General features: G+C 37.4%; 19 protein-coding genes. 13 read left to right on the top strand and 6 right to left on the bottom strand.

Features of this window, described 5'->3' with window-relative positions; translation table 11 throughout:
* The first annotated feature begins 68 nt into the window (after positions 1-68).
* The 4 genes from G3I01_RS13495 to G3I01_RS13480 all read left to right on the top strand — a co-directional run bounded on the left by G3I01_RS13495 (position 69) and on the right by G3I01_RS13480 (position 2668).
* Positions 69-473: a hypothetical protein gene (locus G3I01_RS13495; protein ID WP_219548729.1), complete on the top strand. Its 405-nt coding sequence runs from the start codon at positions 69-71 to the stop codon at positions 471-473.
* Between the two features lie 143 nt (positions 474-616).
* Positions 617-1489 (top strand): EamA family transporter, encoded by an 873-nt coding sequence (locus G3I01_RS13490; protein ID WP_219548728.1) that lies wholly within the window; start codon positions 617-619, stop codon positions 1487-1489.
* 42 nt (positions 1490-1531) lie between these two features.
* Entirely contained in the window at positions 1532-1897 is a 366-nt protein-coding gene (locus G3I01_RS13485; protein ID WP_219548727.1) for a cupin domain-containing protein, read from the top strand.
* Between the two features lie 6 nt (positions 1898-1903).
* A complete protein-coding gene (locus G3I01_RS13480) occupies positions 1904-2668 on the top strand; it encodes an SDR family oxidoreductase (RefSeq protein ID WP_219548726.1) in 765 nt (254 codons plus the stop codon).
* Positions 2669-2731: 63 nt separating this feature from the next.
* On the opposite strand, the gene G3I01_RS13475 is transcribed toward G3I01_RS13480, so the two are convergent.
* Positions 2732-3352, bottom strand: a complete 621-nt coding sequence (locus G3I01_RS13475) for an SOS response-associated peptidase (protein ID WP_219548724.1) — start codon at positions 3350-3352, stop codon at positions 2732-2734.
* A gap of 104 nt (positions 3353-3456) precedes the next feature.
* On the opposite strand from G3I01_RS13475, the gene G3I01_RS13470 reads away from it, so the two are divergent.
* From G3I01_RS13470 to G3I01_RS13435, 8 genes are all read left to right on the top strand, one after another.
* Positions 3457-3945 (top strand): peptide-methionine (S)-S-oxide reductase, encoded by a 489-nt coding sequence (locus G3I01_RS13470; RefSeq protein WP_347708993.1) that lies wholly within the window; start codon positions 3457-3459, stop codon positions 3943-3945.
* A gap of 146 nt (positions 3946-4091) precedes the next feature.
* Positions 4092-5288, top strand: coding sequence for an acyl-CoA dehydrogenase family protein (locus tag G3I01_RS13465; protein ID WP_219548723.1), 1197 nt, complete (start codon positions 4092-4094; stop codon positions 5286-5288).
* A gap of 95 nt (positions 5289-5383) precedes the next feature.
* Positions 5384-6154: an outer membrane lipoprotein-sorting protein gene (locus G3I01_RS13460; RefSeq protein ID WP_257710603.1), complete on the top strand. Its 771-nt coding sequence runs from the start codon at positions 5384-5386 to the stop codon at positions 6152-6154.
* Entirely contained in the window at positions 6154-7374 is a 1221-nt protein-coding gene (locus tag G3I01_RS13455) for an ABC transporter permease (RefSeq protein ID WP_219548722.1), read from the top strand. The genes G3I01_RS13460 and G3I01_RS13455 overlap by 1 nt, the downstream gene beginning before the upstream one ends.
* A gap of 2 nt (positions 7375-7376) precedes the next feature.
* Positions 7377-8594: an FtsX-like permease family protein gene (locus G3I01_RS13450; RefSeq protein ID WP_219548721.1), complete on the top strand. Its 1218-nt coding sequence runs from the start codon at positions 7377-7379 to the stop codon at positions 8592-8594.
* A 4-nt stretch (positions 8595-8598) separates the two neighbouring features.
* A complete protein-coding gene (locus G3I01_RS13445) occupies positions 8599-9297 on the top strand; it encodes an ABC transporter ATP-binding protein (RefSeq protein ID WP_219548720.1) in 699 nt (232 codons plus the stop codon).
* Between the two features lie 5 nt (positions 9298-9302).
* Positions 9303-10451, top strand: a complete 1149-nt coding sequence (locus tag G3I01_RS13440; protein ID WP_219548718.1) for a hypothetical protein — start codon at positions 9303-9305, stop codon at positions 10449-10451.
* A 338-nt stretch (positions 10452-10789) separates the two neighbouring features.
* Positions 10790-11212 (top strand): hypothetical protein, encoded by a 423-nt coding sequence (locus G3I01_RS13435; RefSeq protein ID WP_219548717.1) that lies wholly within the window; start codon positions 10790-10792, stop codon positions 11210-11212.
* Here G3I01_RS13435 and G3I01_RS13430 read toward each other — a convergent pair.
* The 5 genes from G3I01_RS13430 to G3I01_RS13410 form a co-directional block, all read right to left on the bottom strand.
* On the bottom strand, positions 11209-11742 hold the full coding sequence (locus G3I01_RS13430) for a DUF4251 domain-containing protein (protein ID WP_219548716.1): 534 nt from the start codon (positions 11740-11742) through the stop codon (positions 11209-11211). The two genes, G3I01_RS13435 and G3I01_RS13430, sit on opposite strands and share 4 nt — an antisense overlap.
* Before the next feature lie 70 nt (positions 11743-11812).
* Positions 11813-14230, bottom strand: a complete 2418-nt coding sequence (locus tag G3I01_RS13425; protein WP_219548715.1) for an outer membrane beta-barrel family protein — start codon at positions 14228-14230, stop codon at positions 11813-11815.
* Between the two features lie 214 nt (positions 14231-14444).
* Positions 14445-14660 carry a hypothetical protein gene (locus tag G3I01_RS13420; RefSeq protein ID WP_219548714.1) on the bottom strand — a complete coding sequence of 72 codons (216 nt, stop codon included), beginning with the start codon at positions 14658-14660 and terminating at the stop codon, positions 14445-14447.
* Between the two features lie 72 nt (positions 14661-14732).
* The gene (locus G3I01_RS13415) at positions 14733-15599 is read right to left on the bottom strand and encodes a formate/nitrite transporter family protein (RefSeq protein ID WP_219548713.1); all 867 of its coding nucleotides are present in this window, start codon (positions 15597-15599) and stop codon (positions 14733-14735) included.
* 88 nt (positions 15600-15687) lie between these two features.
* Positions 15688-16164 carry a nucleoside deaminase gene (locus G3I01_RS13410; protein WP_219548711.1) on the bottom strand — a complete coding sequence of 159 codons (477 nt, stop codon included), beginning with the start codon at positions 16162-16164 and terminating at the stop codon, positions 15688-15690.
* Between the two features lie 190 nt (positions 16165-16354).
* Here G3I01_RS13410 and G3I01_RS13405 point away from each other — a divergent pair, with 190 nt between their 5' ends.
* Positions 16355-16654 carry an HPF/RaiA family ribosome-associated protein gene (locus tag G3I01_RS13405; protein WP_219548710.1) on the top strand — a complete coding sequence of 100 codons (300 nt, stop codon included), beginning with the start codon at positions 16355-16357 and terminating at the stop codon, positions 16652-16654.
* Positions 16655-16688 lie beyond the last annotated feature (34 nt).

Here is a 16688-nt window from a genome sequence, read left to right as displayed (position 1 = left end):
ACCTTTAAAGATGAATCCTAAACTTAAAACTATTTGCTATAGATTTTCTAATAATAAAATTCAATATTATGAAAAGGGATGTTTTAATTATTGTAGTCGCAGCAGGCCTAATGTTATTGTTGGGTTGTAATCAAAAACAGGAGGTTACATCCATGCTGGAAAATGAAGAAACCAGAACGGAAATTTTTAGCTCTATTAGTGATAATCCTGAGTACCTAAAGAGTTTCAGGAATTATATGCAGGTACATCATGGGAACTCACAAATGATTATGGATGGATCTATGAAGGGTATGAATCGTCGTGGTGGAATGATGAATATGAAAGACAGTACGGCAATGATGCAATCCTTTATGAATAATCCTCAAATGATGTCTAACATGATCCAAATGATGCATACTAAGGGCATGATGAACGACGATTGTATGAAACAGGCTATGTCTCATATGGATGAAAATATGCCGGAAAAAAAGTAATTATTCTTTCGGAAACGACTGAATAATCACAGCTTTAGAAGATCTGAAATATCCTATAGGCTAATTAAGTTTTCTTATAGTTTTTCGTCAGGCAATATTCATAAAAAGAGTAGTTTCGCCGCTTCTTTAAGCTACTTGAAGCAATGACGAAAAAAGCGATCTACGGGGTGGTCATTTGTGCACTGATTGCCGGTACAAATGGTATTTTCATAAAGGAGATGACCAGCATGTCTACTGGTATGATCGCCTGGTTTAGAACAGCAGTTCCTGCGCTTTTTTTATTGCCAGCAGTATGGCATAAGGGCGGGATTGAATTAAAAGGAAATTATCGTCACATGCTTATCGTGTCTTTTTTAAACGCTGGGCGTATGTTCCTATATCTCTTGGCTTATAAATATACTTCCATTGGTAATGCGGTCGTGCTCTTCTATTCATATCCATTATTTGTAACCGGCATAGAAAGCCTGTATTATAAACACCCAATACAAAATAAACAATGGTTCTTTTTATTTCTGGCTTTCACAGGAATTGTGCTTACCTATGCCGGAAAGCCTTTTAGTTTCCAGTCTGATGACTTTATAGGAATGCTTGCAGCTTTGGGAGCTGCTATCGGTTATGCGGTAACCGTGATCATGTTTAAAAAGGAAACGCATAATTATAGTCAGAATCAGCTCATTATTTATCAGAATATTGCAGGGGCAATTATCTTTCTACCCTTTTTAACCGGACTTCCATCTACCGAAATTGGTCATATGGGAACAGGGCTTGTTTATGGGATCGTTATTGGGGTGGTGGTTTTTAAACTGTTCTTCTACGGACTCAAATTTCTTCCAGCAGCAACCGCCACATCCCTTATGTATCTTGAGGTTGTAAGCGCTATTTTATTAGGGTATTTTCTATTGGACGAAACACTAAGCTGGAATACTTATGTGGGTGGAGCCTTTATTTTAATAAGCAGTTTCTTTATTTCCAGAATGAACAGGAAACAAGCACAACTTCAGGCAGAATCGGTTTAAGGAAATATCCTTATCTTATTTCAGTTTTAAATAGAATTGAAAATGATCAAAAAACTGAACTGGGATACCATTCCCGTTGAAAAGGTTACCGATAAAATGGAACGCCAGCTGGTCTATGGCGAAAAAGTTATGGTGGCAAAAATGAAATTCAAAGACGGGTTTTTAGTGCCGCTACACAGCCACATCAATGAACAGGTGACCAATGTGCTTTCGGAAACCATTCGCTTCTGGTTTGGTAAAAATAAAGAGGAAACAATAGACCTTAATGCCGGGGATGTTATCGTGATCCCGGCAGATCTTCCTCATGAAGCGCTTATGATTGGAGACGTAGAGGAAATTGACACCTGGGCGCCCATACGCGAAGACTGGCTTGACGGAACAGATAATTACCTAAGAAACAACTCATAGATTTTTATGGATTTTGGATTAAAGAATAAAATAGCCTTTGTTGGAGCATCCAGTCAGGGGCTAGGGAAAAGTGTGGCTATGGAACTCGCGTTTGAAGGTGCAAAAGTGATCATCAATGGCCGTGATAAAGAAACGCTTGAAAAAACGAAAAATGAGATCGCTTCAGCCAGTAATACCGTAGTGATGGCAGTTGCCGGTGACCTTTCAATTGCCCAAGACAGAAAAAGAATTGTAGCTGAAATAAAAGACAAATTCAGTCATATTGATATTCTTGTAACCAATACCGGCGGGCCACCTTCAGGTAAATTTGAAAACTTCGAACAGGAAGACTGGGATAAAGCCTATCAGTTACTGTTAGGCAGCGCGGTGTCGATCATGCGAAGTTTTATTCCCGGAATGAAAGAACAAAACTGGGGACGTATAATCAGTATCACTTCACAGGCGGTTAAGCAGCCGGTAGAGAATCTTATTTTATCTAATTCTGTAAGGGCTTCTGTAGTTGGATTAATGAAAACTTTGGCAGGTGAACTGGGAGAATATAATATCACGGTAAATAATGTGATGCCCGGTTATACCAACACCAACCGATTGAAGAGTCTGATCAATAAAAACCCGGAAATGGAAGAAGCGAAAAAGGATATTCCCTTGCGACGTTTTGGGGAACCCAAAGAATTTGCTGCTGCGGTCACTTTTCTAGCTAGTGAAAGAGCCAGTTATATTACGGGAGTTTCCCTTGCGGTTGATGGGGGCTGGATCAAAAATATTTTATAACGATGAAACCTAATATCAAAGGGAAATAATATAGATAGCATCCGGAACTTTTCTCAGGATCATCTATGATACCGGTTTGGCTTTTAATTCCACCTCATAAGGGAAAGCGAACTTCTCAAGGTCATCTCCAGCAAGCCAGGCTGCCATATCTTTATTTTTGAGCACAACCGGCATCCGTTTTTTGTTATTATGTATCTCATTCATAAGTTCATTGGCTTCGGTGGTGAGAATAGAGTAGGAGTTCACCAGTTCATTGGTCTGCGGATTTTTCCACGAGGAGTAGATCCCTGCAAAAGAGAATATTTCCTGATCTACCGGTTGAATGAGAAATTTCTGCTTTTCTTTTCCTTTAGAGTCCAGCCATTGCCATTCATAATAACCATCTGCAATCACCAGGCAACGATTATTCACTGAATTCCGGAAAGCCGGTTTTTCACTGGCGGTCTCTATCTTGGAATTCAGGGTCCTTTTTTTGATATTATCATCCTTGGCCCAGAAAGGAATAAGGCCCCAGTGGTAAATATTTATCTCCCCGGGATTTTCATCTGTGATCACTGGAGTTTCCGCAAAACTAAATGCATTGATCTCATCCTGAGGTTTGTATTTCTCAGGTTCGATAAACCGGGCATCCAGAGATTTTTCCAGCGACGAGAGTTTAGAATTGAGTTTTGTACGGTAACACATGGGATTTTGCTTTTTTTAAAATTAATGAATTCTATGGAGATATATCAACAGGAATATGCCCTGCTTTATTATTTTAGTAAACCGATAGACCAAATAAACAGATATTGAAAGAGTTGCATAGAATAGGTTTTGGAGGTGGATGCCACTGGTGTACCGAAGCGGTCTTTCAGGCTATAAAAGGAGTGAAGGAAGTGAAGCAGGGTTATATTTCGACAGCTCAGGAAAAGGAAACTTTTTATGAAGGAATACTTGTAAATTATGATCCCGGAAGTATCAGCCTTCAGGCACTTATCGAGATCCATCTGCAAACGCATCAGAGTACTTCCAATCATAGTATGCGTTCCAAATATCTTTCTGCTGTTTATACCTTCAATACAAAGCAAAATTCCGAAGTGCTGGATATTCTGAATACTTTGCAGGAAAAATTTGAAAAGCCAATAATTACTTCGGCATATTATTTTGGCAAGTTTAAGGCATCCAGACCTGAAATAACCAATTACTACAAGACCGATCCGGAAAGGCCATTCTGTAAATTGTATATAGATCCTAAAATAAAAATCCTTGAAGATAAATTCCAAAGGTTCATCAAATAAGTAAAATAGATAGCTTTATCTGAATTACCTCCTGAGACGGCCGAATGATCTCCTATGGGTAAAATCACATATAAACCTGATTTATAGTACCTTTAGTACTCCAGTAAGACATTATTGAGAATTATTAATTAAAATGGACCGGCCGTATGTTACAAAAAGTATTATTAGAACGCGAAATATATGCATCTGAAGAACATAAAATGATGCAAAAGATGATCCAGGACTTCATTCGTGATGAAATTCTGAATCAAACAGACGAATGGGAAAAGAATGGCATGGTGAGCAGGGAGATCTGGGAACGTGCCGGAGAATTGGGTTTGCTATGTATCGATATGCCTGAGGCTTATGGTGGCAGTGGTTTTGATTTCAGCTTTAGCGCCTTATTCATTGAAGAGCTGGCGAAAAAGGGAGTAACCGGACCTGGTTTCTCATTACATTCAGATGTTGTTGCTCCATATCTTTTAAAGTATGGTACTGAGGCTCAAAAGCAAAAGTATCTACCTGCCATGGCTGCTGGTAAAATGATCACTTCTCTTGGTATGACGGAGCCAAACTGTGGGAGCGATCTTCAGGCGATCACCACTACGGCGGTAGATAAGGAAGATCATTATCTGGTAAACGGACAGAAAACTTTTATCACGAATGGATTTATGTGTGATATGTCTTTGGTAGCAGTTAAAACCGGGAAAGGAACAGAGAATGAGGGAGTGTCTTTATTGATCATTGAAAGTGATTCAGAAGGTTTTGAAAAGGGAAAGCCACTCAAAAAAATAGGGATGAAAGCCCAGGATACCTGTGAATTATTTTTCGATAATGTAAAGGTTCCGAAGGAGAATCTGTTAGGAGAAGAAGGCGCGGGTTTTAAGATTATGATGACCGAACTGGCCAGAGAACGTCTAATTGTTGCATTAAATGCAATTGGTGGAGCAGAGGGCGCGATTGCCAATACCATTGAATACACATCTACCAGAACCGCTTTTAAGCAACCCATAGCAGCATTCCAGAACACACAATTTAAACTTGCCGAATGCGCTACACAATTACAGGTTCACCAGTCTTTTTTAGATCGCTGTACATCATTGTTATCAAAACATGAACTCACTGCTGAAAGTGCTTCCATGGCCAAATATTCCGCTACTGATATGCACAATAAAGTAGTTGATGAATGCCTACAGTTATTTGGTGGTTATGGCTATATGTGGGATTATCCAATTGCGCGTATGTATGCAGATAATAGGGTGGCCAGGATCTACGCCGGCACCAACGAGATTATGAAATTATTGATCGCTCGCGGTTTGTTTAAGGAATTGTTCGGGCAAATGAAAGACGATAGAAAAAAATAGGACAGGAAGAATTATACTAATTCTCAAAGTATTCTTTCTATTTACACTGATAATCATCATTCTTTTTCAAAATAAGGTCAGGTAACTTTGACTTTATGAAAACCTCAGAAATCCTAAAATTGCTTTTAGGCATTATGATTTTCATAGTGCCAATCATGACCGTTTCTGGTCAGCAAGAGCTCTCTGCAAAAGATATAGTGAAGAAGGCAGATGAAAATATGCGTGGGAAAACCTCGCAGACAGATATCACCATTAAGATCATAAGGCCTACCTGGAGCCGGGAAATGCAAATGAAAGCCTGGAGCAAGGGCGATGATTATTCCATGATCTTAGTTACAAGTCCCGCGAAAGAAAAAGGCACTGTTTTTTTAAAGCGAATAAAGGAAGTATGGAACTGGATACCTTCTATTGAACGCAATATCAAATTACCTCCATCCATGATGTCTCAAAGCTGGATGGGGACTGACTTTACTAATGACGATCTGGTGAGGGAAGCTTCTTCGGTATCAGATTATGATCATACGTTGCTGGGAAAAGAAACTATTGCAGGAAAGGAATGCTATAAAATTCAAATGATCCCCAAACCTTCCGCAGCAATAGTTTGGGAAAAGGTAATTGTCTGGATAGACACTCTTGATTTTTTGCAGTTAAAAGCTGAATTCTATGATGAGGACGGAGAACTGGTAAACATTATGAGGTCCAGTGATATAAAAGAAATGGGAGGAAGAAAAATAACTTCAAAAATAGAAATGTTCCCGGTTGATAAGGAAGGAAACAGTACGGTGATCATTTACAATGATATTGTTTTTGATGAGCCTATTAAAGATGATTTCTTCACCACAAGAAATATGAAACAATTAAAGTGATGTTGTTAAAACTAGCCTGGTTAAATATCTGGCGTAATAAACGCAGAACGATCATCACCGCGACCTCTGTTTTTTTCGCGGTGTTGCTGGCGATTACTTTTAAGTCCTTAACCGATGGTATCTATGATAATATGATCCATAACGTGGTGAGTTATTCAACCGGTTACCTGCAGATCCAACAGACAGGTTATTGGGATGAGCAATCTATTGATAACACATTTGAGGAGGATGAAAATTTGTATCAGGAGTTGCTTAAAAATCCGAATGTGGAAAATATTATCCCCCGTTTACAAAGCTTTGCCCTGGCATCTTATACAGATAAAACAAAGGGTGTTCTTGTTTTAGGAATAGACCCGGACAAAGAAAAAGCTGTCAATAATCTTCACGAAAAGATCACCAGCGGCGAATTCATTGAAAACCCCAATGAAAATGCGGTTGTTTTAGGGGAAGGTTTAGCCTCTAAGCTCAAATTAGGAGTAAACGACACCCTGGTGCTTTTGGGCCAGGGCTATCATGCAAGCAGTGCCGCAGCAAAATACAGGGTGAAAGGTCTGGTGAAATTAGGAGCTATAGATCTTAATAACAGCGTGGTGTATATTCCACTCAGGCAGGCACAATATATGTATGGGGCAGAAGATCGCTTATCATCGGTATCTATCATGCCTAACAAAACAACAGATCTGCAAGGCATGAAAAGATCTATTCAGGAAACAATAGATCCAGAGAAATATGAGGTAATGACCTGGAAAGAAATGCTGTCTGAACTTGACCAGTTTATAGAGGCCGATAAAACAGGACATTTTATCATTATCGCTGTCCTGTATATTATTATCTCCTTCGGATTATTTGGCACCTTGCTAATGATGCTTTTTGAAAGAAAACACGAACTGGGAATCCTTATTGCCATTGGAATGAAAAAGCATTTACTGGCCATTATCCTTTTACTGGAATCTTTAATGATCTCTTTGATTGGATGTTTTGCCGGTATCATTGGAGGAATTTTGGTGGTGAAATGGTTCACCATATATCCAATTCGTTTAACCGGCGAAATAGAGCAGGTATATGAGGATTATGGCATTGAATCCATTCTATACTTTTCCAGTGAGGAGAAGATTTTTATTGTTCAGACTTTAATTGTTATGGTCTTATCTATCCTGTTGGCTTTTTATCCGGGCTATAAGGTGATGAGATTAAAACCTGTTGAAGCCATAAATAGTTAGTCATGTTGTTTCAGATTGCCTGGCGGAATATATGGAGGAATACCTCCAGAAGCTTAGTGGTGGTTAGCTCAATCATAATTGGAATATGGGCAGGAATCTTTATTCTGTCTTTTTCCTGGGGCATGTATAAGAACAATATCAACGAATCTGTTTATAAGCAATTATCCCATATTCAAATTCATGATCCTGACTTTAAACAGGAAATGGATCCTAGATTTATTATACCGGATTCCGATTCGATATTAGAACAATTAGAGTCTGATAGCCGAATTGCATCCGTAAGTTCCCGGGTTATTGCAACCGGGATGATTACCTCCACTACAACTGCCAGTGGAGTGACCATTTACGGGATCAATCCGGTTTCAGAAACTAAGCAGATAGGATTGGGCCAGAACCTTATTGAGGGCGCATATTTTGGATCTGGCAAAGACAATGAAATCCTGATTGGCCAGAAATTGTCTAAAAAACATAAGCTCAAACTTAAAAGCAAAGTGGTATTAACCTTTACCGATGTGAACTCTGAAATAGTTTCCGCAGCTTTCAGGGTTGGAGGGATTTACAGATCTAAGAACATTTCTTTAGATGAAGTGAATGTTTATGTAAAAAAGGAACATTTAAGAAATTTACTGGATTTAAAGCCTTCTGAAACCAACGAAATAGCCATTTTAATTAAAGATGAAGAACAACTGGACAGCATTACAAATTACAACAAAACACTTGTTCCTAATGCGAAGATCGAGGACTGGAGGCAGCTTGCTCCTGAACTGGACCTTATTATAGAATCCTTCAACTTGTATACCTATATCATTAGCGGGCTCATTTTACTGGCTTTAACCTGTGGTATAGTAAATACGATGTTAATGTCTGTACTAGAGCGTATTAGAGAGCTAGGAATGTTGATGGCAATTGGCTTAAACAAGCGGAAGATATTTTTCATGATCATGCTGGAAACCATTTATTTAACACTAATTGGGTGTCCAATTGGCCTGCTAATGGGCTGGTTAACAGTGACCATATTAGGAAGAACTGGAATAGATATGTCTATGTTTTCTGAAGGCCTGGCATCTTATGGTTTCAGTTCCATGATCTATCCGGCTTTAGATCAGGAAAAATATATGATCATCATGACCATGTGCTTTATCACGGCCATATTATCGGCTATTTATCCAGCCTATAAAGCCCTGCAATTAAATCCTTCGGAAGCAATACGTAAAATATAAAGTGATGGTAAAGACAATAATAGACGCACATAATGTGAGTAAAACATACAACCCTGAGAAAGTGCCGGTTTATGCGGTTCAGGATGTACACGTACATATAGAGGAGGGGGAGTTCGTCGCTTTGGTCGGCCCTTCGGGTTCAGGAAAATCGACCTTACTGAATATGATGGGTGGCCTGGATGAACCCACAAAAGGAAGTGTAATTATAGATGGAGTTGAATTGACCGAGCTTTCAGAAAACAAATTAATAGATTTCAGACTGCACAATATTGGCTTTGTATTCCAGGCGTTTAATTTGATCCCGGTGCTCACTGCAAAAGAAAATGTGGGTTTTGTTTTGCAATTGCAGCATATGCCCAAAAAAGAGCGCGAAAAAAGGGTATTAAACTTACTGGAAGAAGTAGATCTTGAGGATAAGATAGATAGTAAGCCAGGTGAACTTTCCGGCGGACAGCAACAACGTGTGGCGGTTGCCAGGGCATTGGCCTCAAAACCAAAAATAATACTGGCAGATGAACCTACGGCGAATTTAGATTCCAAATCTGCTGCTAATTTGCTGGACATTATGGCCAAACTGAACAAAGAAGAGAATATCACTTTTTTGTTTTCTACGCATGACCAGAGAGTGATTCAAAAGGCGAGACGCGTAATAACACTGGTTGATGGTAAGGTAGATTCTGATGTACAACAAACACCCACCTGATCCTCATGAAAAGGTTATTACTAACATATCTGTTATTATTCACCTTAACTACGATATATGCCCAGGAAAGGGAGGAAAAACTATTTCTCAACGGTTACATTAAGAATCTGCAGGAATTCAGTTTTGTAGACAGACTGGAACAGTTACAGTGGACAACATTTTTACACAACAGATTGAATTTTAAGTATATTCCTTCAAATTCCATTACAGCGAGGTTAGAAGTTAGGAACAGAGTGATTTATGGTAACAATGTTAAGAATATACCAGGCTTTTCGGACTACATTTCTCAGGACAATGGAATTGTAGATCTTTCTTGGAATATAATTTATAACAAAGACCTTCTTTTTAATTCTACCATAGACAGGGCTTTAATTAATTACACCAAAGGTGACTGGGATATTACCGTTGGAAGACAGCGTGTTAACTGGGGAATGAATTTAGTCTGGAATCCAAATGATATCTTCAATACCTATAATTATCTGGACTTTGATTATGAAGAACGGCCGGGGAGTGATGCCATAAGGATACAATACTTTACAGGTGATTTTAGTAAGATTGAAGTAGCTGCCAAAAAAGGGAAAAGCGCCGATGATAAAATAATTGCGGCAATGTATAAATTCAATAAGGCTTCCTATGATATACAGCTAATTACGGGCGTTTATAAAAAGGATTGGGTTATTGGAGCCGGTTGGGCCGGAAACTTAAAAGAAACCGGTTTTAAAGGAGAGATCTCATATTTTGTACCTTATGAGTCTTATGTGGATTCTGAAAATGTGTTGAGCGGATCCTTATCCGTTGATTATGGGTTTCCAGGTGGATTGTACCTTCATGGTTCGGTATTGTATAATAGTAATGCGGAAGACTCAACAGCAAATCTGGGGGATCTGGTGTTTACCAGTCTAACCGCGAAAAATTTAATGCCGTTTAAATATTCAGGTTTTTTACAAATTGCTAATGAATTTACACCGATTTTCAGGTGGTCATTTAGCAGCATTTATTCACCAACAAACTATTCAGTAATAATTATACCTAGCCTAGATTATTCAATTGCCATGAACTGGGATCTTAATTTCACGGGTCAGTCTTTCTTTGAATTTGAAGATTACCAGACTTTAGGAAATATTCTCTTTGTGAGACTTCGCTGGAGTTTTTGATAAATAGATCAAATAGTGCGGGAAATGTACATTTCACTTAATAACTAATATATCATATATGAACTATAATTTATATTATGTAAAATATAATATTTTACTAGTTGTCGTCTAGATTCTTACTTAATCCGTCTTCTACTTCTCTATCTTCCATATAATAATTGAATTTTAATACTAATAGATCCTCTTTAATGAATGAATAAACTTCTGTTTCCAAAATTATTCGCTGTATTAAAAAGACTATGAATTCAATTAATATTATTTTCTATTTAAATTTACCTTAATATCTGATTTTTAATAATTTACCTTTTACTTTTGTAAATTCTAAGAATCATTAAATTATGGCATTTCATCCTAATTCTGTAGTAAATTCTGTTCCCGAGAACGCCATCAAACAAATTCACCATTTGGATTTTGGTGATATTATTTTCCTGGATAAAACTATTGTTACAGAATTAAATGAAGGTATTATCTATGGATGGGAAAAAGGTTCTGAAGTTATCGCTCTTGCAGAAAAATATTTCGGTAAGGATTTTTACGTGAATTACATGTCTAACCGTATAAATGATTATTCCGTAGTGGCTCAGGATTGGATAAAATTCTTTGAAGAAAATCGCAAACTCAGGAGTTTTTGCATTGTCACACACAATAATATTGGAACTACCAATATCGCCATAGAACGATTATTCTATAAAGAAGGAAAGATCATGCATTTCACCGACCTTAAATTAGCACTCGAATATACCGGTAATCTACCTGTTTAATTTTCATTTTCTTCAAATTCACTTAATTTCCCCTCATAAGAAATGGTTGTTCTTTGACTTGAGATGACATAGGTTCTCACATTATTATTAGGATATAGAGTGACTCTAAAGTCAAGGCTCTCACCGTCTTTCAGGGCTTCAAAAGTAATCTCAATCCTATCTTTTTCAGGTTGTTCAGAGGTTTTAATATTCTTTGCGATCCCTTCATATTTAATTCCTCCCTGGTCACTTCCATAACTACCTCCAGAATGTCTTACTCCAAAATAAGGCAAAAAAACATCCACACTATCCTTATTGAATTTTATATGATTCGGGTTACCAATCAAATTAATATTGCCTCCGTTATTTGGATATGCCAAATTATTCTCAATTTCGAACTGGCCTTTAGAGACCAGTTCCTGTAATTCCTTGAAGTTTTCATTATCTATAGCAGTATTTGAACTACCACAGGCTATCAATAGAAATAAAGAAAAAAATAGAAAACTTGCACTAAGGGATCTTCTTAATTCGATATTTTTAAAAATCTTCATCGGTATCAATTTATTATTCTAGCGCTAATAATTTACTCATTTTCCATTAAAGCAGCTGTTCCAAAAAGAATTATTGCTCCTGTACTCTTCTTCTTTCCGCTTCGGCTCCCGTTTCCCTGTTTCTTGAAGATTTTAATTTTCGGTTTCCAAAATTGAAGGTAAAGGTTAGCAGGAAGGTACGCGCTGAAAAATCGAATAGGTTCTGTGTTTTTAGATCCTGTTCAGGCAAATTGGTTCCACCATTAAATTCAAAAGAGTCAAAGATGTCCCGAATCGTTAACTTCAGGGTTCCGCCATTTTCACCGAATTTTTTAGAGATTCCGGAATCTACTCTATAAAAAGCATCGTATTTGGCAGTTCCAAAAAAGCTCTCGCTATTATAGAAACCGCTTAACTCTGCAGACCAGGTCTCAGAAATTTTAAAAGAATTTATGTTATTTATAAAGTAAATACCAAGACTTAATTCTACCGTGTCTTCGTAATAGAATCCCCTAAGCTTTTGGTAAACATAATTTAGATTGTTCTGTGTGCGCCACCATTTGGTAATACGCCAGGGAAACCCAAGGCTCACGGCCAGGCTTCTTGTGTAATCCAGATTGTTGGCTTCAAATATAAGCCGGCCGGTCTCTTCATCTAAACGCTCCTGAAAATTCGCGATAGTATTATCCTCATTTGTATATTCAACAGACAGGACAGAAGATCTATAATTGATACTATATTTAACCGAATTTGAAAGGGCCGGTTGTAAAGAAGCGTTTCCCGAAATGAAAGTATAAGGATCAAAAAGAATCACGAATGGCGCGAGATCATTAAAAGTGGGCCTGGTTATTCGCCTTGAATAACTGAGATTCATACTTAGCGTATCATTTAAATTATGGTTTAAATATAGAGTTGGGAAAAATTCTCCATATTCACGATCCACTACTCTACCCTGTGTATCTGTATCCAGCTCAGAATTGGTGAATTCATATCTAAGGCCTGCTTTAATCCCTGTATTTTCAGAGAACTGATATTCCATACTAAAGTACCCGGCGTAAATGCTTTCATCCAGGTAACTTTTGTTGGTGAGTGTAGGATCTGGGATCCAGGAATTATTAATGAGCTCCTCTACTGCAACGTCATTTTCAAAATTAGAGGTTGTTAATTTTAAACCTGTTTCTATTTTAAGTTCTTCATTGGGACTGGTTTTATAATCCAGGGCACCAACATAGGTTTTGATAGGAGTTAGCTTAGTGCTTCGGGAAATTGTATCGGCTTCAAAAACAACATTTTCATCGAAATATGAATTTTTATAATCATTGGGATTATCGTCTTTATAATAGAGGTAATCAAGATTGAAGACGAGAGATTTTTCATCAGTAAAATCGTGAGAAATATTGAAGTTCGCCCCAAAATGTTTCCAATGATTGATCTCATGATTTTTCAGGTATATAAATGACTCGATTTCAGAATTCCTGGTATTGATATTTTCATTTTCCGCGTACATAGACCAGCGATTATCATAAGCAGTAAGCAGTATTCCCATGATGGTTTTTTCTGAAAGTTGATAATCTAAACCTGTTCTTATATTATGATTTTCCTGCCGGGCATCCCTATCTGAGTATGTACTGTTCCCAACGCTGTCTCCATCTTCAGTATATTCCCGGGAGACGGTAATAATCTGATCTGTTTCGTTGAGACTGTATGAATAATTTCCGAATAGATTTAACTTACCTTTCCTGTAATTAAAATTGATAGAATTGGTAGTTAGAAAATCATTGCTATACCCAGCCGATAGTGACGCGGAGCCATTTAGTCCAACATCTGTCCTTTCTTTGAGAATGATATTAATAAACCCGGCATTACCTTCAGCATCGAGATTCGAGGGTGGCGTTGTTATCAATTCTATACTTACAATATTATCTGAGGTCATCCCCTCCAGCATTTGGATCAAGGTGGCAACGGGAACATAACTGTTTTTCCCGTTTATCATAATGGCAACTCCATCTTTTCCCAGAATAGAAATACTATTATTCTGCCGGTTTACAAGAACACCCGGAGATCTTTCCAATATCTCCAGGGCTGAACTTCCTGCCGAAATAATACTGTTTTCCACGTTAATGATCATACGATCCATTTTTTGCTGAAAAAGAGGTTTTGTCCCCTCTATTTGAACTTCATCCAGTAATTCCTCATTTAATACCAGCGAAGGCATCGTTAAATTTTCATTTAAACTGAAATTTTTTGAATATGATGGTTTATATCCTATCATGCTGGCCATTAGCAGATAATCACCCGGTACTCCTGAAAGTTTATAACTCCCATCATCCTGTGTTATACCTCCTTCTACTAAAGTTGAATCTATTTGCTTAAGCAAAAGGATATTTGCGAATGGCAATGCTTCCCCGTTAGCAGTTTTTACATTTCCTGTAATAGTATATTCCACCTGGGAAAAAACATCAGTAAGAAACAGAAGAAAAACACAAAGTGTAGTAGTTAACTTACACATTTTTAGATAGTTATACACAAATATAAACTAAAAACCTATAAGCGTTCATTAACTATCTCATTTTCAGTTTTTTAAATTGTAAATTTAAAATTATAGAAGTAATTGGTAGATAGATTAATTCTGGAAATCTAATTTCTGCTCCTGTAAAGATTTGACAAAAAAAATCCGGTAACATCAATTTTGTTACCGGATCAATTCTCAAATGTTTCTGGTTTTATTTTTCCTCTTCATCCTCCTCTGTTCCACTAATAGAATCTAAGGTATCTTGTATTGTTTCTTCTTCCTCACTTGTAATACGTGATCTGTCTTTTTTGATTTTGAGATTACCATCCCCATCCTTCCTCAGTTTATCATCCTTTTCATGAAAATTCGAAGGTCTTCCTGAATTCTTTTGCCAATCGGCCTGCTCATTATTTTTATCTTCAGACATAATAATTGTTTTCTCTAATTTAATAATTTGAAATGCTGAAGCCATCGGGTTTAAAGATCATTTAACAACGATTTAGGGCATTTTTACATTAAAAACGAAAGCTCTATACTTTAATAATGCTACGAAAATTGCTGCCCCCAGTGCATTACCAAGTAATGCTGTGATGAGGGTTTTTGAATAAACCAGAAAATCTATTTCTGAGGAGACCAACATCCCTGCAAATATTTCAATATTACCTATAATACTGTGATGGAGCCCCGTAAAGCCCATAACAGCGGTGATTAAATAGATAATGATGATCTCTGATGTTGTTTCCTTCGAAGAGGTTACCAGCCAGCTTAATAGTCCCATTAACCATCCTGCCAGAATTGCACTTACCAGAATGGTGGCAAAATTATAATCTGCATAATGTTCACCTATAGATGCGATAGTGTCTGCTTCGAAAAGTCCTAAGTTAGGACCAATCCAGGATAACGTAAGAGCTATTAGCATACCTCCTACCAGGTTACCAAGAATCACCAGTCCCCAGATTTTGAACAAACTAAGAACACTCCTGCTACCGCTCAATACCGGAAGGGTAAGTAAAGAGGTTTGTTCTGTAAATAATATAGACTGGCCAAGTACTACAAGTATAAACCCTATGGGATATACAAAAGCTATAAGTTTGTAAATAGTTGCCTCTGCAACTGTACCCTGGAAAAAACTAAACACCGAACAGATCATGAGATAACTGAAACCAATCTCAAGCCCTGCCGTAAAAGAACTTAAAAGGATACTACTTGAACTACGATCATAGGTTTCACAACCCTCAATAATTTGTTGTTTTAGAATTTCCCCATGAGTCTTAGTCTTAGTAGAGTCATTAGATCCAGAATTTTCTATTTCCTCGTTTACTTTTTTCTGCTCGTCCTTATTTTTTTGTTTCTTTTCTGAATCCATTTACGCTTGTATTCGTCCATTTTGTATAAAAATAAAGAATCCGGAGCTCTAAAACCTCCGGACATTTATTTTAATTATTTTTTGATATTCAGGAGTGCAATTCTTCTTTAGTAACCTGTTCCCAGATCTCTACCGCTTCATCACGACATAACTGAATCATTTTAAATTCGGTATGCCTTTTATCCCTATCAGAATCATAGTACATATCACTATATTCAAACCCGTATTCTCGGGCATCTTCGGCCGAGGCTCCATAGTAAATATAATCGAAATCGGCCCAATAGGCTGCTCCAAGGCACATCATACAGGGTTCGCAACTCGTAAAAAGAACACAACCCTGAAGATTTCTTGTCTTTAATTTCTTACAGGCTCTTTGTATTGCCCTTAATTCTGCATGTTGTGTGCAATCTCCGGCACACAGAACTTCATTTCGTGATTCAGCGATAATTTCATCTCCTTTCGTAATCACCGCACCAAAAGGACCTCCATTATCCATATCCCTTCCTTCTCGAGCCAGACTCAGTGCTCTGCTCATCATCTTCTTTTGTAAATCCTTTGTTCCCATAACGTTTTAAATTTACGGAATAATTGGTGGCTTACCCCCTATTTCACACTATTTGCGAGTAGATTAAGCAGAATTTAAGGTATGGACAGGAAAGTCTAAAAATACTGCTAAAAGTTTGCCAATTCTACCCTAAGAGCCTTGGTAAGCCAATTAGAAATAAGTTTATTTATCTAAACTAAAAGAAGAATATATGGAAGCTATTTTTGAATTCGTAAACATAGACAAGAGTAATAACCTTGAATCTTTTACTCAGAAGAAATTAGACAAAATTGAAAATAAATATGATTGGGTAGTACGTGCGAATGTCTACTTTAAAAGAGATGAAAATCAAAAACCTAATGGATATATCACAGAGATCAGGTTAAGTGCACCGGGACCTGAGATTTTTGCCCAGTCCAACGAAGATTCCTTTGAAGCTTCAATTGCGCAAACGGCTAAAGATATAGAAAGACAATGTAGTAAGCGTAAAGCCAAAATGAGTACACATTAAAATATTTTAATGCTGAACAAAAAAAGCCTTTCGA

This window comes from Gramella sp. MT6, from assembly GCF_019357415.1.
GTDB lineage: Bacteria > Bacteroidota > Bacteroidia > Flavobacteriales > Flavobacteriaceae > Christiangramia.
Note: the sequence above shows the minus strand (reverse complement) of the source record. Positions and strands in the feature narration are given on the sequence as shown.